Below are 21,314 nucleotides of genomic sequence, written 5' to 3'. Positions count from 1 at the left end.
TTTTGAATATAGCATTTAGTTTTCTACCAATGCATTGATCACTTTTTCAAAACCAGCTACTTTTGCAGCTGCTTCTTCATTGGTCTCAGCTTTAGCGCCAATGTAAAATTTGATTTTTGGTTCGGTACCAGATGGACGGATAGCAATCCAGCTGCCGTCTTCCATCGTATATTTCAATACATCTGCAGCTGGCATTTCAATAGCTTCAGATGTGCCATCTGCTGAAGTTTTAGTACTTGTTTTGAAGTCTTCTACTTCAGTAACTTTAATGTCGTTAAATTCAGTCGGTGCTTTATCTCTGAAACGTTTCATCAACGCTTTAATCTTTTCGGAACCTTCAATACCGGCCATTTTCACAGAAATCGTTTTTTCATTGAAATAACCGTATGTTGCATACAACTCTTGCAAGCCATCGTAAAGAGTCAGTTCTTTTTCTTTGTAATAAGCTGCAACTTCTGCAATCAATACCAATGCTTGAATCGCATCTTTATCTCTAACAAATGATTTGACCAAGTAGCCGTAGCTTTCTTCAAAACCGAACAAGAAAGTCTGGCTATTATCTGTTTCATATTGCTCGATTTTTTCTGCAATAAATTTGAATCCTGTCAATACATCAACCATTTTTACGCCAAAACTTTCTGCAATAACGGTTGGCAACTCACTTGAAACAATAGATTTTAACACTGCTCCGTTTTCAGACAATGTTCCGTTATTTTTTTGAGCCGTTAGTAAATAATGCAGCATCAAGCTGGCAATTTGGTTCCCAGTCAATACTTCGTACTCTCCAGCGGCTGTTTTGACAGCAATCCCCAATCGGTCAGCGTCAGGGTCTGTCGCAACCAGTACATCTGCATCAATTTCTTTCCCTAATTTGATTGCATATTCAAAGGCACCTGGTTCTTCTGGGTTTGGAGATTTCACCGTTGGAAATTCAGGGTCAGCGATTGATTGTTCAGGAACTAATGTGATGCCTGTAAATCCGGCATTCGCTAAAGCACGCTCTCCCAACATTTTTCCAGTACCGTGTAGTGGAGTGTAAACCAGTTTCATGTCGCTGCCGATTCTTTCAATCATTTCCGGATCAATAGTTACTTCTTTTACATGGTCTAAATATACTTTATCGACATCTTCGCCAATAATCGTCAACAGACCTTTTTCTTCCAATTCTTCTTTAGACAGCACTTCAATCGATAAGCTGTTTTCAATACTGCGAACAAATGAAGTCAATGCATCAGCATCTTTAGGCGGCATTTGACCTCCGTCTTCTCCATAAACTTTGTATCCATTGTATTCTGGTGGGTTGTGGCTAGCTGTGATCATGATCCCAGCAAAAGTATTTAAATGACGAACCGCAAAAGATAATTCCGGTGTTGGACGCAAACTTTCAAATACATAACTAGGAATCCCGTGAACACCTAGTGTTTTCGCTGCTTCTAAAGCAAATTCCGGAGACTGGTGTCTAGAATCATAAGCGATTGCAACTCCTCGCTTCATAGCTTCTTCACCATTTTGTTCCATAAATAAAGCTAATCCTTTTGTTGCTTGACGAATCGTATATTGATTCATTCGGTTGATTCCTACTCCAATAACCCCGCGCATCCCTGCAGTACCAAATTCCAGCGGCGCATAAAATGCATCTTCTAAAGTTGATTCATTTTCTTTTAAAGCCGTTAATTCTTCTTTTAACGTTGGGTCTAAATCGGTGAAATCATTCCATGTTTTATAAGTTTCTTTCCAGCTCATAATTATACCTTCTTTCATTTAGTCGATATATAAACTCTCTTAAAATTATACCATTTATTAAATAAGAAAACGAGAAATGAGCGTGGTCAGATGTGATTTTATATGCAAAAATATTTTATAAACATAGATTATTCCTTTATAAAAACAATTTAGTCTTTCAAGAACGAAAAAGCACCGTTCAATGTGGATCATCCACATTGAACGGTGCTTTAAGAACGAAATATTCATTTTTAACCGTTTATTTTTTCTGCTTCCAAAGAGTCTTTCAATTCTTCAACAAAATTAAATGCTCCTTGTCCAGCTAAACTACCGTCTCCAACGGCTGTAGCTACTTGACGAAGCGGAGTTTTGCGTACATCTCCAACTGCAAATATACCAGGAACGTTCGTTTCCATTTTTTCGTTCGTTACGATCCATCCTTCTTCGTCAGTGATTCCTAATGAACGGAATTTTTCTGAATTTGGAACTAACCCAACGTAGATAAATGCTCCGTCAGCTGAAAATTCAGAGACTTCTCCAGTCTGTTTGTTTTTCAATGTTACGCTGGTAACTTTCATATCGTCACCATTGATTTCTTCAACAGTCGTATCCCAGATAAAATCAATTTTGTCATTTTTAAAGGCACGGTCTTGTAAAATCTTTTGAGCGCGCAATTCACTACGACGGTGAATGATCGTTACTTTTTCAGCAAACTGAGTCAAGTACGTTCCTTCTTCGACTGCTGAATCTCCCCCGCCTACAACCACTAAGTTTTTGTTGCGGAAGAAGGCTCCATCACATACTGCACAATAAGAAACTCCACGCCCATTATACTCTGTTTCGCCGTCTACACCTAACTTACGGTGTTCAGCTCCTGTTGCAATGATGATAGAACGGGTTTTAAATTCTTTTTTACCCGCAATGATCGTTTTGTATTCTTTTCCGTCTATGACTTCTTTTACATCACCATAAGCATACTCAGCACCAAAATTCTTCGCATTTTCAAACATCTTATTAGATAGATCCGGACCAGTAATACTTCCGAATCCTGGGTAGTTTTCTATTTCTGCTGTATTATTCATTTGTCCGCCAGGAAGCCCGCGTTCTAAAATCAATGTATCTAAATTGGAACGAGATGCATATAATGCTGCAGTTAAACCGCCTGGTCCTGCCCCTATAATAATCACATCATAAATTTTATTCATTTGTTCTAATTCCATATCGTATTCTCCTCGTTCACTAAGTCTATTGTTACACTCTAACTAAAATACAGTAAATATTCCAGAAAAACAACTTACTTTAAGAAAGTAAGTTGTTAGCTTGTCAAAAATTGTTCAATTCTTCTTCTAGGTCTTTTTGAAACTCTTCCGCTTCTTCTCTATATTCGCCATTTGGGACTAAATATAAATACATTTGAGTACATTTCAAGGCTTTGGTATAGTCTCCTAAAAAAGCATAATTATTAGCTTGGAAATAGTGTACCTCTGGATAATTTTCGCTTCCTTTTTCTATCAATTCATTGATTAGATCACAAGATTTTTGAAAGTTTCCTAGATGTTGATAAATCAAAGCAATTTGACATTGCCCAAATTCCTTATCCCCATCATTATCAGAAAGAGAAGTAGCTCGTTTAAAATACTTTAACGCTTGTTCCAGCTTATTTTTATCAAATGCCTCCCAGGCTCTATTGAAATAAAAATCAGCGTTGGGATTGATTCTAATGATATTTGATTGAACTGGTTTATTAGACATCATTCCACTCTCCTTCATCACTTTACAAATCAGTTTCATAAGAATAAAAGAAGCCCTTATTCAAAGTTTTCTATCCTTCATATTGACTCATATTATAGCACATTTCCCCTTGCTTTAATAGGATTGCTTCCTTATATTCCTTCCTATTATGGACAGTTGGTCCCCTTTGTGAACGAAACGACCAACACTAAAAATTACATATTTCAAGATGCGTTTAAGTCAGCGTTTGATTAGTTTTTTAGGGCTTTAAACATGTGAATTTTTTCGCTAAAATTGTACCGGTTACATATTTCCCTACTACCTTATGAAAGGACTCAAGATAATATGAAAAAACAATTGTATATTACTTATTTTTCAGCTATTTCCTTTATCATTTTTGGATGTTCAAGTCCTTCTACTGAAGAAAAAATAAGAGACTACTCAACAGATTCCTCTTCGGATGCAACAATTACTTCTAAAAAAAAGGATCTTAGCGAAGCAGCTGAAATGGAGCTGATTTCTTCCTCCCAGAGTACTGTTGGAGTTAAAAGCAGTCTCCCACCTGAAACAACTACAGCTCTTACTAACTATTCAAATGAAGAAATCGAGTATGCACGAATATGGCTGCAGCTAGGAACAAACCAAAAATTGGATCAATTGTATGCCAAGAAAATTCCAGCAGGGACACCATTGAACCCAGATGATGAAACAAGCGCTGTGTACACCGAAGAAGTTATCCAATTAACCGGGACGAGACTAGTCGATGGTTCAATCACATACAGTAGCAACGGTGACGGAACCATCAATTTATACATTGTACCTTTAAGATGGGATGGAGTTTATCCAGCAGGAGAAAATTTTTATCGTGACATGTTAAACCAAACGAAACAAGTTTCTATTGAGCCTAATGTTGAAGAAGACATTATTCAATTAATCCATATACTAACCATTGAATAACAACCTAAACAAATAAAAAGTGCTCCGGAAGTTAAATCCGAGCACTTTTTATTCAGCTATTTTTTCTACTATTTCTTATTTTTTTCTTCTTCTACTTTTTCTTTTAACACTTCTTCGATTTCTTCAATAGCTTTTTCATTGTCCTCAGCTTCTAACTCTTTAGCTAAATCTTTGATATACTGGCGTAATTCATCTTTGACTTGAGTATGCTTCAGACCATATTGAATACTTGTCTTCATGAATCCGAACTTATCTCCTACGTCATAACGTTGCCCTTTAAACTCATGGGCAAACACTCGTTGGATTTTATTCAAATTATCAATAGCATCTGTTAACTGTACTTCATTACCTGCTCCAGGTTGTTGGTTTTCCAATATTTCGAAAATTTCAGGAGTCAATAAGTAACGGCCAATGATCGCTAAATCACTAGGGGCATCTTTTGGATCAGGCTTTTCAACAAATCGTTTCACATTAAATAACCCTTCTTCAATCTGTGCTTCTGGATCAATGATTCCATATTTTGATGTGTCTTCGTGAGGAACACGCATGACAGCTATATTAGAAGCATGAGTTTTTTCATAACGATCCATCAACTGCTTAGTCAGCGGAACTTCATCAGTCATGATATCGTCTCCTAACATGACTACAAAAGGTTCATTCCCGACAAATGCTTTGGCATGTAGAACGGCATCCCCTAATCCTTTTGGATAAGATTGACGCACAAAGAACAAATTCAAACCGATAGTTTCTTCGACAAGTTCCAGCAACTCAAATTTTTCTTTTTCTCGCAAATTTTGTTCTAACTCAATATTGGAATCGAAATGATCTTCAATCGGTCGTTTGCTTTTACCCGTAATGATCAAGATATCTTCAATTCCTGAGTTGATGGCTTCTTCAACAATAAATTGAATCGTCGGTTTGTCTACAATAGGCAACATCTCTTTCGCCATTGCTTTCGTTGCCGGTAAGAATCTTGTACCTAGTCCTGCTGCTGGGATAATTGCTTTTCTGACTTTTGTCATCTTTCTTCCTCCTCTATTTCATTATTCTATCTCATTTTTACCAACGCGATTCATTAAGTCAGTAATGACTTCTTTCACGTCAGCATTATTATACAATACCTCATAGATAGCTGTCGTGATTGGAAGCTCTACATTTTTTTGGACAGCTAATTCATAAGCTGCTTTCGTTGTAGAAAGTCCCTCAATGATCATTCCCATATTTTCTACGATCTCATCTAAATTCTTTCCTTCACCAAGCATTTTTCCTGCACGCCAGTTTCTCGAATGGACACTCGTACATGTCACGATCAAATCACCCACTCCGCTTAATCCTAAGAATGTTAAAGGATCCGCACCAAATGAAACCCCCAAACGAGTGATTTCTGCCAAACCTCTAGTCATCAAAGCTGCTTTTGCGTTATCTCCATAACCCAATCCTACTAAAGCACCTGCACCTACTGCGATGATGTTTTTTAATGCTCCTCCGAGCTCCACTCCAACAATGTCTTGATTAGTATAGACTCTAAAATAATCATTCATAAAAATGTTTTGGACGTATTCCGCACTATCTGTGTGGTGACAAGCTGAAGTGATCGTTGTTAAATCTTTCACCGCTACCTCTTCGGCATGGCTTGGTCCAGATAACGCCACTACGCCATTTCTTTTTTCTTCCGGTATCTCTTCTATTAAAATCTCTGAGATACGCTTATGCGTTCCTTGTTCCAACCCTTTACTGGCGTGGATGATTACAGGTTTCCCATCAATAAATGGAACGATATCAGCGGATACTTGTCTAATAGCCTTGGTGGGAATCACAAATAAAATGGCATCTGTCCCTTTCAAAGCAGCTTCTAGATCGCTAAATGCGACCAATTCTTCCGGCAACTGCTTTCCTGGTAAATAATGGCTGTTCACATGCAGATTATTGATTTCATCTACTTGCGTTTGTTTATGGCTCCATATACGTACTGCATGGCCATTATCAGCCAATACCATGGATAATGCTGTTCCCCACGAACCGGCTCCTAAGACTGTAATGATTTGTTTGTTATCCATTCTTAACCTCTTCTTTCTTCAACAACTAAAGACTCTTTGTCTAAAATAAAATCTGTTAAGGCAGTCATAGTTGGTACCGTAATATCTGGTTCAAATGGAGCAATTTCTTCAGGAGTCTTTTCAGACCAGCCCACGAAAACGGATAGTATCCCAGCATTCTTAGATGCAAGGATGTCGTGTCCATTGTCTCCCACCATTATAGTCGTACTGTGCTGGCAATTTAATCTTGCCATAGCCGTGTAGATTGGTTCTGGGTTCGGTTTAAAATGAGTATAATCCTCTGCCCCGATGACAACTTCAAACAATCCTTCCAAATTCAACCGACGAATCCCCTTTTCAAGAACGTCATTACGTTTAGTAGATACGACAGCTAATCGAATGCCTTTTTCTTTTAGTAAACGCAGGTTCTCTTCTACACCTTCAAAGAGACGAATCATTTTATCATGATAGACCGCATTGTATTCTCTATATTTGGCAATCATTTCTTCGCTTCTCTTTGAGTCCAACAATTGATAGGTCGTTTGAAGAGATGGTCCGTTAAACTGACGTACACTTTCTAAAGTATATTCTCCAGGAAAATATTCTTCCAACACACTCAAATGCGACTGGTTAATTAAAGCGTTAGAATCCGCTAAGGTTCCATCAAAATCAAATAATACTGTTTCAATACTCATTTTTATTCAGTCCAATTCTGTTATTTCTTTTTTTGTATCTTAAGTCCATCTGTATAATAAGGTTTCTTTGGGTAATCTCTTCGACGATAAATCCAAATAATCAATGCACCGATAAAAATGACCACGCTCAATAATTGAGAAACTCGGATCGGAGTCCCAGGGATATATAAACTATCTGTACGCAATCCTTCTATGAAGAAACGTCCGAATGAATACCACATTGCGTAGCTTAAAGCCACTTCTCCTTGCAGCAACAAGTGTTTGCGATTTCGCAAAAGGACAATAACGATAAATCCTGCTAAGCTCCATAATGATTCATATAAAAACGTCGGATGATAATATAAACCATTGATTTCCATTTGATTGATGATAAATTCAGGCAAGAACATGTTTTCTAAAAATCCTCTTGTTACTTCACTTCCATGTGCTTCTTGATTGATAAAGTTTCCCCAGCGTCCAATCGACTGAGCAAGTAACACATGCGGAGCTAGAATATCAAGCATCAACCAAAGAGGGATGTTTCTTTTTTTGGTAAACCAATAAACTGTTAGCCCTCCCGCTATCAACCCACCATAAATAGCAATTCCGCCATTCCAAATCGCAATGATCTGAGAAGGGTTTTCAAGATAATAACCTAATTCAAAAATCACATAGTACAGTCTGGCACCTACAAAAGCTATTGGAATCGTCCAAAGAGCCATGTCGATGATCGTATCTTCATCAATCCCTCTTTTTTCAGCTTCTTTCATGCTGAGAAAGATAGCAACAAAAATACCTAAGGCGATAATTACTCCATACCAATGGATTTCTAAAGGTCCTAATTTAAGTGCAATAGGATCCAATGGTTTATACACGTCAGTCATAGTCAGTTCTCCATTCTTATTCTAAATATGTAGACTCGAAAAAACCAGGTCATCATTTTCTAAGAGTATCTCAGAAAACAATGCCTGTGCGTCTTCATTTGTTATGCGTTTTACTCGTCTTCATTTTCAGCAACAGAATTCTTTTTGATCAGTTGCTCAAGATTTTTATTCAGTGTTTCGATCGCATCGTAACCCATTTGTTTTGCTCTAAAGTTTTTAGCTGCTACTTCAATGATAATAGCTAAATTTCGTCCTGTACGGACAGGTATCGAGATTTTAGGTATATCGACATTAAAGTAACGATTGCTTTCAGCAGCGCTCCCTAAACGATCAAATTGAACCTCTTTATCCCACATCTTAAGGTCTACTACTAAATTGACTGTTTTACTTGTCCGAATCGAACCGACACCAAATAAATTAATGACATCAATAATTCCGACACCGCGAATTTCAATCAAGTGAGCCAATACTTCTGGAGGTTCTCCAACAATACGATGTTCGTCCAGCATATACAAATCTACGCGATCATCAGCTACCAAGCGATGTCCTCTTTGAATCAGCTCTAACGCTGTCTCGCTCTTTCCGATTCCGCTGTCTCCTGTGATCAAAACTCCCATCCCGTAAATATCTACCAATACCCCATGCACAGATAAACGAGTCGCCAAACGACCTTCTAGGTAGTTGGTAACATTACTGGTCAATCTGGTTGTTGGATTTTCAGATTTTAATATTGGAATTTGGGCTTCAGCTGCTGCTTGGATAAATTCTTTAGGCGGTTGAAGGCCTCTTGATATCAACAAAGCAGGTGTTTCTTTGTGACAGATGCGTCGCATAACGATCATTCTTTCATCATCGGTCATTTTTTCCATAAAGGAAATTTCTGTTCGTCCAAATAATTGGATACGATCATACGGATAGTAACTAAAATACCCTGTCAATTCCAATGCTGGACGTGATAAGTCACTTGTTTTTATTTCTCTATTTAAGTAGTCATGCCCTGAAAGCACTTCTAAAGGTACTGCTTTTATCATTTCATTAACCGTCACAGTTCTAGTCATTTTTTTACAACACCAACTTTCAATTCTTCTATAGTTTTATTAGGCTGTTTTTATTAAGATACTGCTATTCTAACATTTTACATTGTCCCATGAAAGGTATTCCCTAAAAAACCCTTAGAATCGCTAAAAAGAAATCTCGATTTGTCAGTATCTTTTATAAATTATACTTTCTCTTACTTCTATAGAATCCACTTTAATTATTTTCAGCTAAAAAAATCCTGGAGTAAGACTGTAGCAGTCTTACTCCAGGATAAGGTCTTCTTGTTTTAAATCTATATCATACAGATTAATCTCGATAAATTTTGATCGTTGTGCGGTTGTTGAAAAAGGTATTTATCATTGACAGAATCAATGCGACTAGCATGGTCATCCAAAACGATGAAAAGTAAAATCCGCTGCCGACAATGGCAGAAGTCAAACTCAACATCGCAGCGTTTAACACAATACTAAAGAAACCTAGGCTTAAAATGGTAATCGGTAAGGAAAGCAAGAACAAGATCGGTTTTACGGTCATGTTCAACAAAGCTAACACTAAGCTTGCTCCTAAAGCGACCCACACACTTTCCACATGAAAACTGGTGCGAAAAAAGCCTGACAAAGCTAGGAAAGCTAACGCATTAACAATGATTCTTTGCCAGAACTTCACTAGAAGTCACTCCAGTCATCATCTTCGACTTTTTCAGCTTCCTTGCGTGTTTTCTTTTTTGGCGCTTTCGGTTTGTAGTACCCATTGTAATCTGCATGCGTCTTTTCCGGACCATTGTTCTTTGGTTCTGGAATCAAAATAGATAAGATGATATATAAGAATACTGGTGACCCTATTCCAATAAATAATGCTACTACATAAATCAATCGTAATAAGGTTGAGTCAATACCGAAATATTCAGCGATACCTCCAATAACTCCAGATACCATGCGATCATCTTTTGATTTGTATAACTTTTTCAAATTTTTCCACTCCTTCAAAACTGACTTATTTATTCTAACGAATTTTTATTCTTCTCCATCTTTGAGCATTACGTTACCAGTAGTTGTCCCAACTTTCAAGTAAACAGGTGCTTCTGCGTTCACTCTTCTAAAGCTCATTGAGCGGTTTGTGTGATCTTTCTTTTCTCTCAAGATCTCCACATTGCTTATACGATTTTGGATAGAGCCAAAGTTCGTTTTTGCTTCGCCTTCAATACTGCTTGTTTTCGGCAAAGATATTTTAACTGTTCCATTAACTGAAGTAGCTTCCATACGAACAACATTGCTTCCTGTCAAAGTAGCTTTTACTGTTCCATTAACTGTCGACAAGTTGCTGCTCTTATAGTTTCCGCGTACCACGATATTTCCATTGACACTGTGGACTAACAAATCACGTATTTGGCTATCTAAAACATTTACGGATCCATTGACGCCTTCAGCTTCTAACATAGTTGCCGTTAGTTTTTCAAAAGTTATCGACCCGTTTGTCGACTTCACATAAACATCTTTACCTTCAAATGTTTCAAACTTCACGTTACCGTTTAGTAATTTAAGCGCTGTGTGATCGTAGGCTCTATCAGGAAGATAAACTACGATATCAGTACGGACACTCTTATTCGGAACGTGGAAAGTTAATGATTCATCCGTCAAGTTGATCGTGCTGCGTTTTTTGAACGCTTCTAAAGGGTCAACTTCCGGTTCTTGTTTTCCGTATAACTTGATGTCTGCTTCGATCTTGATGTCTTGGCTGTCCCATGTTTTAAAATGAACATCTCCATTAGCAACCTTTACATTTAAAATAGTCGCTGTAGTTTCAGGATAGTAAAATTCATGTTTTAATTTTGTAGAAACCAACCCTGGCACACGGACATTGACATCTTTCCATTCCATGTTGTCTACAACTTGCGACAAACTTTCTTTGATGAATTTTCCGAATTGACTTCCTACTTCAGTCACTTTCTCATTTACATCTACAAATGTTTTTTGAGCGGTGTCTTTCCATTCATCTGGAATTTCAAACTTTTCAGAAACTTGTTTCGTTTGAGTCTTCCATTGTTTTTTCTTCACATTTTTCATACGCTCTTCTAAATCTGAACGTTCTTCTATCAGCTCATCCAATTCAGCTTCCAACTCATCAATGTTTGCTTCAAGAGCATCCATTTCACTTTCTTTTTCAGGAGCTAATTCTTCCAGATCTTCCATGGTTTGAAGAACCATTAATTTTTCTTCAAGCACATCTTTTCGACGTTTAACTTCATTGATATTGCTGTTCAATTTATCTAATTGTACAGAATAAGCAGAAGCTTTATTAGCCAATTCTTCTAAAATAGTTTCGAGTCTTTCACGATCTTTTTCTTTTTCTGCTTCCAATCGCTCTTCTCCAGTTTTGTACGCTTCTTCTGTATCGACAGAATCAGGTTCAACAGCTGGTTCAGGCTTTGTGAAGGTTTCTGTGTCAGTTTCAGTTACAGTCTCAGTTGCTGAAGTCTCATCTTTTTTTATAGCCGCTTTTTCTTCTTTTTTAGCCATATTTTCCAAAAGCATCAGCGCTTCTTCAGTTGAAATAATGCCATTTTTAACGAGTTCAAGAATTCTTTCTCTTTCTTTCATGTTCATTTTCCTCCTTATGCTCTACCAGACTACCTGAATGTGTTGTTTCTCTTGCTAAATGATTCAAGTTCTTTGCTATACACTTATTATGCAATAGTAAGGAAAAAATGTCATAGGACTTAAGAACGATTTTAGAGACTTTATATAGTCTTATATCTTAAAGATTCAATTTTCACTTTTTATTTTACCATAAAGGCTCTACTAAAAAAATTGAAATCATCTCTAAAAACACTCTTTCTCTTTAAAGTCAGATGAAAGAAAGCAACTGATCCATGATATAATAATCATTGAAAGAGGAGGGATCGTATTGGTTCGTGAGAAAAAGTTTACTCAAGATGAATTGTACCGAGCAACCCACAAATTAATATTAGAAGTTGGTTATGATAAATTTTCTTTTATGCTGCTTTCAAAACGATTGCACATTTCTCGTGCTGCACTATATAAATATTACGCGAATAAAGACGAGTTGATACTAGATTATTTAACTGCTCAGATGGAACAATTAGCCCTGCAATTAAAGTCTATTGAATGGTCTACTGATTTCAAAGAAAAACTTTCACAGCTTATAGCCTTGATTTTTGAATATGCCGACACCCATGCAATTTCTTATATGATTCCGTCCCAAAAATGGAACAGTGAAAACATCGATTTTTCTCATGTACAAAAATCTAAAGAACTTCATACAAATTTTTATATCTTTATTCAAAAAACAATAGAAGAAGGACAAGACAAGGGTTATATAGTCCAAACAGTCCCCTCGATGTTGATTATTGAACAACTTTTCCACAGCATCACCTTACCCAATCGAACAAATCTCAGTACTGCAGAAAGAAAAATGTATTTAACAGAAATTTTTCTGTATGGAATTTTAAAGGATCCCAAATGAGATTCTTTAAAATTCAAAGTGACACAACTGTAACTTTGGTGTATACTAACTTCAATAAAAAGAAAAGAAGGTGTCGTATGTTTTTAGCACGTAGAGAACTTTGGTTTTTCAAAGGTAGATTTATTCTTATAGGTCTAATTATTCTATTAGTTTCATGGTTAGTTTTTATTTTATCCGGCTTAGGTAATGGACTGTCTGATTTAGGCGCCGCAACTGTTCGCTATAGCGATATGGATGCTGTGGTTTTTCAAGAAGATGCTGAATTTAGTTTGACAAAATCAATTTTGCCTGAAGATTTAGTGCCTAAAATCGAAGAACTATCTGGAGTAGAAGCGGCTGCTATTGGCACTTCTCCAGCATCAATTGTGTTAGGCAACTCTCCCGATGATAGTAGCAAAAAGACTTCTGTCATGCTGAGTGGAATTACTAAAGGAAGCTTCCTTGAACCGGAGACCATTTCTGGAAACGGTCTAGACATTGAAGATCCTAATAAAGTTATTGTGAACGACACATTAGCAGATGAAGGTTTTTCTATAGGAGACACTATTGCTATACCTGGAACAGACATCGTATTAGAAATCAATGGATTTGCAGAAAATGAGACACTGAATCATTTACCTGTTATTTATATGCCAATGAACACATTTAGAGACTTCAAATATGCTGTACCTGGTTCAGATATGGGTATTAAAGATCCTATCAATGCCGTCTTTGTTAAAAATTCTGACTTAACGAATGAGGAACTTGCCAACAAGATAGATGGTATTGAGATCGCTACTAAAAAAGAAACCTTGAATGCTATTCCGGGGTATCAAGCAGAGAATGCCACCATCAGTATGATGCTTGGATTCCTTATACTTATTTCTGCAGTTGTGATCGCTGTATTCTTTTATGTTTTGACAACTCAAAAAGTACAGCAATTTGGGGTAATGAAAGCTATCGGTGCTAGCAATGGGTTTGTTATAGGTTTAGTCATTTCACAAGTATTTTTACTTTCAAGTATCAGTATTCTTTGTGGAATAGGGTTGACATTTCTAACAGCAGCAATCCTTCCTGAAGGTATGCCATTTAATTTACTGCCTAACTTGGTACTTAATTATAGTTTGATACTATTAGCAATCAGTTTATTGGGTTCTTTATTTTCTGTTCGTAAAATAATCAAAATTGATCCACTAACTGCTCTAGGGAGGGCTGAATAATGACTGGTCTAGAATTAAAAAACGTAACAAAAGTATATCAAGAAGGTGAATTTACAACTACAGCTTTAGAAAATGTTTCTCTCCGTGTTGAGCCTGGAGAATTTATTGCTATTATCGGTCCATCTGGATCTGGTAAAAGCACCTTTCTCTCTATAGCTGGAGCATTACTGCAGCCTACATCTGGAGAAGTACTGATTAATAATGTCAATATCGCCACTCTTTCAGAAAAAAAATTATCTAAAATACGTTTGTCGCAAATCGGGTTTGTTTTGCAGACTTCTAACCTGCTGCCTTATTTAACGGTAATGGATCAACTATTAGTAGTGAAAAAGATGGGCGGGTCTATTACGGATGAACATCGTCAAACGGCTAATGCCTTACTCACTGATCTAGGTCTTGGTAAAAAAATAAAAAAATACCCTCATCAATTATCGGGAGGAGAAAGACAGCGGACAGCGATCGCGCGTGCTTTTATGAATGGTCCAGAGATTATTTTAGCAGATGAGCCGACTGCTAACTTAGATACTAAACGTGCTCATGAAGTGGTTTCTTTGATCTCCACACAAGTAAAAGCCCGAAATAAAGCCGCTATTATGGTAACACACGATGAACGTATGCTATCTTATTGTGATCGTGTCTACCGTATTGAAGATGGGGTTTTATCCTTAACGACAGACTAATAAACAAAAAAAGAGACGTGAAGGAAAAATGCTGTTCAAGCATTTTTTCCTTCACGTCTCTTTTTTTATATTGACTTACTCTATTTATTCATGGTTTTATTCAAAATCTTTTTCAAATATTTCCCCGTGTAACTGCCTTTTACTTCTGCAACTTCTTCCGGTGTTCCAGTGGCTACGATCATACCTCCACCTTCTCCACCTTCTGGTCCTAAATCAATAACGTAATCAGCTGTCTTAATGACATCTAGATTGTGCTCGATGACTAAAACTGTGTTACCAGATTCAACTAAACGATTCAATACTTCTAGTAAACGTGCGATATCGTCGGTATGCAACCCTGTAGTAGGCTCATCTAAAATATAGAAATTACTCCCATTGGAACGTTTATGCAATTCGCTGGCCAACTTCATTCGTTGGGCTTCTCCACCAGATAAAGTAGTAGCAGATTGACCTAAAGTCACATAGCCCAGTCCAACATCTACAATAGTTTGCAATTTACGGTGAATCTTAGGGATTGCTTCAAAGAAACCGACTGCTTCGTCAATAGTCATGTTCAATACATCTGAAATATTTTTGCCTTTATATTTAACTTCTAACGTTTCAGAGTTATAACGAGCTCCATGACAAACTTCGCAAGGAACATAAACATCCGGCAAGAAATGCATCTCGATTTTCAAGATCCCATCACCTTTACAAGCTTCACAACGTCCGCCTTTTACGTTGAAACTAAAACGACCTTTTTTGTACCCTCTTACTTTTGCTTCATTAGTCATTGCAAACAAGTCTCGGATATCGTCAAATACACTTGTATAAGTCGCCGGGTTGCTTCTCGGTGTACGGCCGATAGGACTTTGGTCGATGCTGACGATTTTTTCAATTGATTCATGACCTGTCATTTTTTTGTACTTCCCAGGTTTCTTTTTAGCCCGATTCACTTCTCGTTTCAGTGCACGTTTTAAAATACCGTTCACTAGAGAACTTTTCCCAGAACCTGAGACCCCTGTAACGGCTACAAAACGACCAAGCGGGAAATCGACAGTGACATTTTTCAAATTATTTTCTTCCGCTCCTGTAATTCGAATCGCACCATTGTCTTGGGAACGTCTTTCAGCAGGTACAGGAATAAACTTTTTACCAGATAAATAAGCGCCTGTTAAGGAATTCGGATTATTTTCTACCTCTTCAGGTGTTCCAGTAGCAATGATTTCTCCACCTCTGCTGCCGGCACCTGGACCGATATCTACTAAATAGTCGGCTGCACGCATCGTATCTTCATCATGTTCTACAACAATAAGCGTGTTCCCTAGATCTCTCATTTTTTTCAATGATTCAATCAACCGGTCATTGTCTCGTTGATGCAATCCAATAGATGGTTCATCCAAAATGTATAATACACCTGATAAATTAGACCCAATTTGAGTAGCTAGACGAATCCGTTGTGCTTCTCCACCTGAAAGAGTTCCTGCAGTACGAGCAAGTGTCAAATAATTCAAGCCTACATCTTTCAAAAATGTCAACCGGTCATGCAATTCTTTCAAGATTGGTTGTGCGATAGCTGTTTCTTGTTCTCCCAACTCCAATTGATCGAAAAACTCTACTGTATGATCAATTGGATACTCGCATACTTCACCAATATTTTTCCCTTGGATCTTTACAGACAAAGCTTGTGCGTTCAATCGTTTTCCATCACACACTGGACATGGCAGTTCAGTCATATATTGCCGCATTTGCTCACGTGTGTAATCGCTGCTTGTTTCATTGTAACGACGTTTGATGTTGGTCAATACCCCTTCAAACGGCATTTTAGTATCTCTGACACCACCGAAATCGCTCTTGTATTTGAAACGGAACATTTCACCTTTAGAACCATTCAGTACTAAATCTTGTTCTTCAGCAGATAATTGTTCAAAAGGTGTATCCATGTCGATCTTGAAGTGTTTGCAAGCCTGTTTTAACAACTCGGGATAGTAATTGAAACTGATTGCTTTCCAAGGTAGCATAGCCCCTTCATTTAAGGTTAAAGTAGGATCCGGAACAACCAAGTCAATATCAACTTCTAACTTAGCTCCTAAACCATCGCATTCTCCACAAGCGCCAAAAGGAGCGTTAAACGAAAATAGACGAGGTTCAAGATCTCCAACGGTAAAACCACAGTAAGGACATGCATAATGTTCACTAAAGAGAACCTCTTCTTGTCCGATAATATCAGCAATAGCATATCCATCTGCCAGAGTTAATGCTGCTTCTAATGATTCAAACAAACGTGATCGATTGCTATCTTTGATCACGATTCTATCAACGATTACATCAATATCGTGTTTTTTGTTTTTTTCTAATTCAATGTCATCAGAAATATCGTACATTTCCTTATCGACTCTGACACGAACATAACCTTCGCTTTTGACCTTGTCGAAAACCTTTTTGTGTTGCCCTCTTTTACCATAAATGACCGGCGCTAAAATTTGCAGTTTCGTTTTTTCTGGATACTCCATGATTCGATCAACCATTTGTTCAATCGATTGGCGTGTAATTTCTGTCCCGTCATTCGGACAAATCGGATGGCCTACTCGAGCATAAAGCAAACGCAAATAGTCATTGATCTCAGTAACAGTTCCCACTGTTGAACGCGGGTTATTGCTGGTTGTTTTTTGATCAATGGAAATCGCAGGACTCAACCCATCTATACTGTCTACATCAGGCTTGTCCATTTGACCTAAGAATTGTCGTGCGTAAGAAGATAAACTTTCAACGTAACGTCTTTGACCTTCTGCATACAAGGTATCGAAGGCCAACGAACTTTTTCCAGAACCAGAAAGACCAGTCAGGACAATCAGTTTATCACGAGGAATAGTAAGATCAACATTTTTCAAGTTATGAGAACGTGCACCGCGGACAACAATTTTATCATTTGGCATTTAACTACATCCTTTATATTTAATGTTTACTGTTGTATAGCTTTTATTTTATCGCGAAAGAAAAGAATAGGACAATTTTATGTATCCTATTCTTGCTTATTTTACCACAAGTCTTTTTAATTATCGAACGTTTGTTCACTTTAGTGAGTTTTTTCTTCCATTTCACCAATGATCCGTTGCGAAATGACTTGTATTTGAGCTTGATTCATGTAATCTCCGCTTAATAAATCTGGAAGAATCTCTTTAATCAAATATTGAACACATTTCAAGTGTTTGAATTGTATGATCGTGTTGAGCGACTCTTCATAGATTTCGTCGAATACTGATTCTGGATTCCCTTTTTGAATCTCTCCGAATGATTCATACAACAAGTCGATTTTATCTGCGACAGACAAAATTTGTCCTTCTAATGATTCATCTTTTCCTTCTTTCATTCGGTTGACATAGGCCGCTTGAAATTCTTCAGGAATAACCGTTTCGATAAAATTTTTCGCCATTTTCTCTTCTACTTTAGCTAGTTTATCTCGTAAGGCTGGATCTGCATATTTTACTGGTGTTTTGATATCCCCAATAAACAGCTCTGTATAGTCATGGTTCAGTGCTTTTTCATAGAGCGAGCGCCAATCCACTTTATTCCCTGCTTGTTCTTCAACCGTTCCTAAAAATTGTGCAATTTGAGTCACTTTAAAAGAGTGAGCGGCAACTGAGTGCTCTTCAAATTTAAATTTCCCTGATAAACGAATAATATTCTCTAAGTCACTTAAACTTTTAATGTATTGATGCATACCCATCTATACCACCCTTTCAAAAACAGTAAATTTTTTCTATACTAGCATACTTCCTAAATCTTTGCAAAGATAACAGGAACCCGGTAATAGGTTTAGCTGATTCTTTTATAACCTTTACTGGATGATTTCTTCTATGTCTGCCACTACTTCGATAGTAGAATGAGTAACGTTGTATTCTTTCAGCAGTATGCGAATCTGTTCGCGAATGGCATCAAATTCGTCTACATTCTTTGTAGAAACATAAACAGTCACAGCAAAGGCGTTCTCTTCTCCGTCAATCGACCAGATATGCAAATGAGATACTGCATGAACATAAGGCAATTTACCAATTGCTTCGTTAAGCCATTTGATGTCGACATCTTTTGGGACAGACTCTAAAAATACCTTAGCGGATTCTAAAAAATTAGGTACTGTTCGGCTTAAAATAAAGGAAGCAATAGCAATAGAAAGTAAAGGATCTAAAATATACCAATTTCGGTAATTCAATACGATTCCAACTACCAGTACTCCCAGCCACCCTAGAACGTCTTCCAGCATGTGCAAACTCAACACTTTTTCATTTGCAGAAGAGCCTTTACTCATCAACCAAGTAGCAAAACCGTTAATTGCAATAGCAGCGATAGCGAGCCAAAACATCCCTTGAGAATTGACCGGTTGTGGATCAAATAATAATGGAACACTGTGAATAATGACTAAAAAAGAACCAATGATCAGTACGACAGATGTCGTTAAAGCACCAAGCAAAGAAAAACGGCGATGACCGAAACTGTATTTATCATTAGCTTCTTTTGTAGAGATTTTTTGAAATATCCATGCCAAGCCAATAGACAAAGAATCCCCCAAGTCATGAACAGCATCTGATAAAATAGCCGCACTATTGAACAGCGCTCCAAAAATGAATTCTGCAATAGAAAACAGCAAATTCAATCCAAAAACCAATTGCATATTTTTTGAAGCTTTTTCACCTTCGCTCACTGCGTGATGGTGATGATGCCCGTTGTGTGTTTCATCATGTTGATGCACTTTTTGATGAGATTTTGCATCAGAAAAAGAATCTAACAACACTTTCTCAGATCCCACCACTTTTTTTACAGCAGCTAAATCAACTTTTTCCGAAACATACAATACATTATTCGTAAAATTTATATGAATTTTTTCCCCTTGAGGCAATGATTGCAATTTTGCTTCCATTTTTTTAGCACAATTCGCGCAATGCATTCCTTGAAGTCTGTACTTCTCCATTCAAATCCCTCCTGCTCTGTTGTATTCAACTGTCACTCTTGAGCGTGTTCAATTACTTGCTGCAAGACCTTATAGACATGTTCATCCATTTGACTGTAATACACATTTTTGCCTTCTCTCCTGGCTTTTACCAATCTAGCCACTTTCAATTGTCTTAACTGATGGGATACAGCAGATTGTTCCATTTGCAATTGATCTGCAATAGTCCCTACATTTAGTTCTTTCCCATCCAGCAAAGATAAAATAGTTATTCGAGTAGGATCACTCAGTACCTTAAATATCTCGCTGACTTTTTTTATCGTTTCATTATTTAGAACTGAAGTTGCGCTCCGATTCATAATCATCCTCCTAATTAATTTCCCTTTTACATATGTAAATGTGTTCATATGATTATATTATCATATGTTTTAGAAGGTGTAAACAAAAGAGAACGGAACCGAGTGTAGTGACCCCTAAATATTAGACTTTTTTGAAGTGGAGAAATCCACTTCTTTTTTGTTTACTTTTATCCGCAAGGAATTGCTTAGCCTAAGCTGCGTTCTGAGCTTTTTCACGATAATCGATTGGACTCAACCAACCGAGCTTCTGTTTGATTCTTTTGTGATTATAATAATCGATAAAGGTAACGATGGCTCGTTCTAGTTCTTCATAGCTATAAAAAATTTGACCATGATAGATTTCTTGTTTCAAAAGACTAAAGAAATTTTCCATTGGCGAATTGTCCAAACAATTTCCCTTGCGGGAAAAACTTTGAAAAATGGCGTTTTTCTTTAATTCTCTTTGATAAGCTCCCATTTGATACGCCCAACCGCGGTCAGAATGAAACGTCCTGCGGTATGGACAGTCCGCTGTGACTTGAATGGCTTCTTCAAGGGCATCCATTACAGCTTCGGCATTTGGACGTTTAGAAATACGAAAGGAGAGAATTTCGCTATTAAATAAGTCCATGAACGGGTCGAGATATACTTTCTTCTGACGTAATTCGCCAGTCGAGTCTCTTTCATAATACTTGAATTCTGTCGTATCCGTCGTGATCTTTTGATGCACAACACTGGTATAAAAGCGACGATGAAGCAGGTTTTTTATTGGTTTTCCTGTATCTCCCCTGTAAGAGGAGTACTTACGCGATTTACGTGTGTAAGAAGTGACGTTCAACCCATTCTCTTTCATTAAACGGGCAACTTTCTTCTTATTCACCAAATAACCCGCTTTACGCACTTCGTGCGTCATCCGTAGACAACCAAAATCTTTGTGCGCTCTACGAATCTTATACATTTCATGAATGATATCTTGATCAGGATCATCTTGTTCAAAACGAGCTTGCCAATACATATATGTGGCTTTAGGAAGCTCAATAGCGATCAGAATCTCCTTTAATTTTCGTCCATCTTTTCGGAGTTCGTAGGCAATTCTCGTTTTGTCTTTGCGAGAAATTCTGGATCGGTCAAGCCCCGCCTCCGCAATTCTTTTAAATAAGCATTCTCTATTTCTAACAGTCGAATTTGTTTCTCAAGTTCTTTTACTTCCTGGTTTTTCACGGTCTCAGGATCTTTTTTCTTCTTTTTATTCATGTTCGATAGACGTCCTTTCGTTTGAGAGAGCCCATCTATCCCTTCTTCAAGAAATTTCTTCTGCCATGCTTTAATCAATGCAGGGGTAGTCAATCCAAATTGGTTGGCTACTTCTCGATAGGTCAACTCTGTTCTTGAATACAACTCTACCGCATCTATTTTAAATTGAACAGGATAATCCTTGTTCGTTCTCCGTCTCTGTAACCCTTCTTCACCAAACTCTTGATAAATTTTCACCCAATCATGGACTTGTCCACGACTTTTAATGCCATGTTTTCTAGATAGATAGGTATATCCACCAAGACCTCTGATGTATTCTTTCACAACCATCTTTTTAAATTCAAAGCTATATTTCACCATAAAAAACTGACCCCCAAACGTTAGATTTTTGGTC

The 21,314-nt window shown here is 37.4% G+C and carries 20 protein-coding genes; 4 read left to right on the top strand and 16 right to left on the bottom strand.

The genetic code is table 11. The features are described 5' to 3' along the window. Positions 1 to 15 precede the first annotated feature (15 nt). The 3 genes from ACE025_RS06260 to ACE025_RS06250 all read right to left on the bottom strand — a co-directional run bounded on the left by ACE025_RS06260 (position 16) and on the right by ACE025_RS06250 (position 3,474). Entirely contained in the window at positions 16 to 1,743 is a 1,728-nt protein-coding gene (locus ACE025_RS06260; protein ID WP_485938563.1) for a phospho-sugar mutase, read from the bottom strand. Positions 1,744 to 1,973: 230 nt separating this feature from the next. After that, a complete protein-coding gene (trxB, locus tag ACE025_RS06255) occupies positions 1,974 to 2,942 on the bottom strand; it encodes a thioredoxin-disulfide reductase (protein WP_485938561.1) in 969 nt (322 codons plus the stop codon). Between the two features lie 103 nt (positions 2,943 to 3,045). Further along, positions 3,046 to 3,474, bottom strand: a complete 429-nt coding sequence (locus ACE025_RS06250) for a tetratricopeptide repeat protein (protein WP_485938559.1) — start codon at positions 3,472 to 3,474, stop codon at positions 3,046 to 3,048. Between the two features lie 324 nt (positions 3,475 to 3,798). On the opposite strand from ACE025_RS06250, the gene ACE025_RS06245 reads away from it, so the two are divergent. Beyond that, entirely contained in the window at positions 3,799 to 4,410 is a 612-nt protein-coding gene (locus ACE025_RS06245) for a hypothetical protein (protein ID WP_485938557.1), read from the top strand. A 68-nt stretch (positions 4,411 to 4,478) separates the two neighbouring features. On the opposite strand, the gene galU is transcribed toward ACE025_RS06245, so the two are convergent. The 8 genes from galU to liaX all read right to left on the bottom strand — a co-directional run bounded on the left by galU (position 4,479) and on the right by liaX (position 11,639). Beyond that, entirely contained in the window at positions 4,479 to 5,432 is a 954-nt protein-coding gene (galU, locus tag ACE025_RS06240; protein WP_485938555.1) for a UTP--glucose-1-phosphate uridylyltransferase GalU, read from the bottom strand. Positions 5,433 to 5,453: 21 nt separating this feature from the next. Continuing rightward, a complete protein-coding gene (locus tag ACE025_RS06235) occupies positions 5,454 to 6,467 on the bottom strand; it encodes an NAD(P)H-dependent glycerol-3-phosphate dehydrogenase (RefSeq protein WP_485938553.1) in 1,014 nt (337 codons plus the stop codon). 2 nt (positions 6,468 to 6,469) lie between these two features. Next, positions 6,470 to 7,141 (bottom strand): pyrophosphatase PpaX, encoded by a 672-nt coding sequence (ppaX, locus tag ACE025_RS06230; RefSeq protein ID WP_485938551.1) that lies wholly within the window; start codon positions 7,139 to 7,141, stop codon positions 6,470 to 6,472. 20 nt (positions 7,142 to 7,161) lie between these two features. Continuing rightward, complete coding sequence (gene lgt / locus ACE025_RS06225; protein WP_485938549.1) at positions 7,162 to 8,004, bottom strand: prolipoprotein diacylglyceryl transferase; 843 nt, start codon at positions 8,002 to 8,004, stop codon at positions 7,162 to 7,164. 110 nt (positions 8,005 to 8,114) lie between these two features. Continuing rightward, positions 8,115 to 9,062 carry an HPr(Ser) kinase/phosphatase gene (gene hprK, locus ACE025_RS06220; RefSeq protein WP_485938547.1) on the bottom strand — a complete coding sequence of 316 codons (948 nt, stop codon included), beginning with the start codon at positions 9,060 to 9,062 and terminating at the stop codon, positions 8,115 to 8,117. Positions 9,063 to 9,348: 286 nt separating this feature from the next. Next, complete coding sequence (locus ACE025_RS06215) at positions 9,349 to 9,708, bottom strand: phage holin family protein (protein WP_485938545.1); 360 nt, start codon at positions 9,706 to 9,708, stop codon at positions 9,349 to 9,351. Next, entirely contained in the window at positions 9,708 to 10,010 is a 303-nt protein-coding gene (locus tag ACE025_RS06210; protein WP_485938543.1) for a PspC domain-containing protein, read from the bottom strand. Before ACE025_RS06210 ends, ACE025_RS06215 begins: the two co-directional genes overlap by 1 nt. Positions 10,011 to 10,055: 45 nt before the next feature. Further along, a complete protein-coding gene (gene liaX / locus ACE025_RS06205) occupies positions 10,056 to 11,639 on the bottom strand; it encodes a daptomycin-sensing surface protein LiaX (RefSeq protein WP_485938541.1) in 1,584 nt (527 codons plus the stop codon). Between the two features lie 307 nt (positions 11,640 to 11,946). Between liaX and ACE025_RS06200 the strand changes: the two genes are divergently transcribed. The 3 genes from ACE025_RS06200 to ACE025_RS06190 all read left to right on the top strand — a co-directional run bounded on the left by ACE025_RS06200 (position 11,947) and on the right by ACE025_RS06190 (position 14,404). Then, entirely contained in the window at positions 11,947 to 12,525 is a 579-nt protein-coding gene (locus ACE025_RS06200; protein WP_485938539.1) for a TetR/AcrR family transcriptional regulator, read from the top strand. Positions 12,526 to 12,602: 77 nt separating this feature from the next. Continuing rightward, positions 12,603 to 13,724, top strand: a complete 1,122-nt coding sequence (locus ACE025_RS06195) for an ABC transporter permease (RefSeq protein WP_485938537.1) — start codon at positions 12,603 to 12,605, stop codon at positions 13,722 to 13,724. Then, positions 13,724 to 14,404 (top strand): ABC transporter ATP-binding protein, encoded by a 681-nt coding sequence (locus tag ACE025_RS06190; protein ID WP_485938535.1) that lies wholly within the window; start codon positions 13,724 to 13,726, stop codon positions 14,402 to 14,404. Before ACE025_RS06195 ends, ACE025_RS06190 begins: the two co-directional genes overlap by 1 nt. Before the next feature lie 80 nt (positions 14,405 to 14,484). Here ACE025_RS06190 and uvrA read toward each other — a convergent pair whose 3' ends face one another. The 5 genes from uvrA to ACE025_RS06165 form a co-directional block, all read right to left on the bottom strand. After that, positions 14,485 to 17,319, bottom strand: a complete 2,835-nt coding sequence (uvrA, locus tag ACE025_RS06185) for an excinuclease ABC subunit UvrA (RefSeq protein WP_485938533.1) — start codon at positions 17,317 to 17,319, stop codon at positions 14,485 to 14,487. Between the two features lie 140 nt (positions 17,320 to 17,459). Continuing rightward, positions 17,460 to 18,110, bottom strand: a complete 651-nt coding sequence (locus ACE025_RS06180; protein WP_485938531.1) for an HD domain-containing protein — start codon at positions 18,108 to 18,110, stop codon at positions 17,460 to 17,462. A 111-nt stretch (positions 18,111 to 18,221) separates the two neighbouring features. Next, on the bottom strand, positions 18,222 to 19,349 hold the full coding sequence (locus tag ACE025_RS06175) for a cation diffusion facilitator family transporter (RefSeq protein ID WP_485938529.1): 1,128 nt from the start codon (positions 19,347 to 19,349) through the stop codon (positions 18,222 to 18,224). 32 nt (positions 19,350 to 19,381) lie between these two features. Next, the gene (locus tag ACE025_RS06170) at positions 19,382 to 19,687 is read right to left on the bottom strand and encodes an ArsR/SmtB family transcription factor (protein WP_485938527.1); all 306 of its coding nucleotides are present in this window, start codon (positions 19,685 to 19,687) and stop codon (positions 19,382 to 19,384) included. 190 nt (positions 19,688 to 19,877) lie between these two features. Then, positions 19,878 to 21,280 (bottom strand): IS3 family transposase gene (locus ACE025_RS06165; protein ID WP_485938577.1). Its coding sequence is split into 2 segments (ribosomal slippage): positions 19,878 to 20,782 and positions 20,782 to 21,280, totalling 1,404 coding nucleotides; the frame shifts between segments, so codons are not numbered across the junction. Between the last annotated feature and the right edge of the window lie 34 nt (positions 21,281 to 21,314).

The organism is Desemzia sp. AGC72 (assembly GCF_057334175.1).
This window is presented reverse-complemented; position numbering and strand designations above follow the sequence as displayed.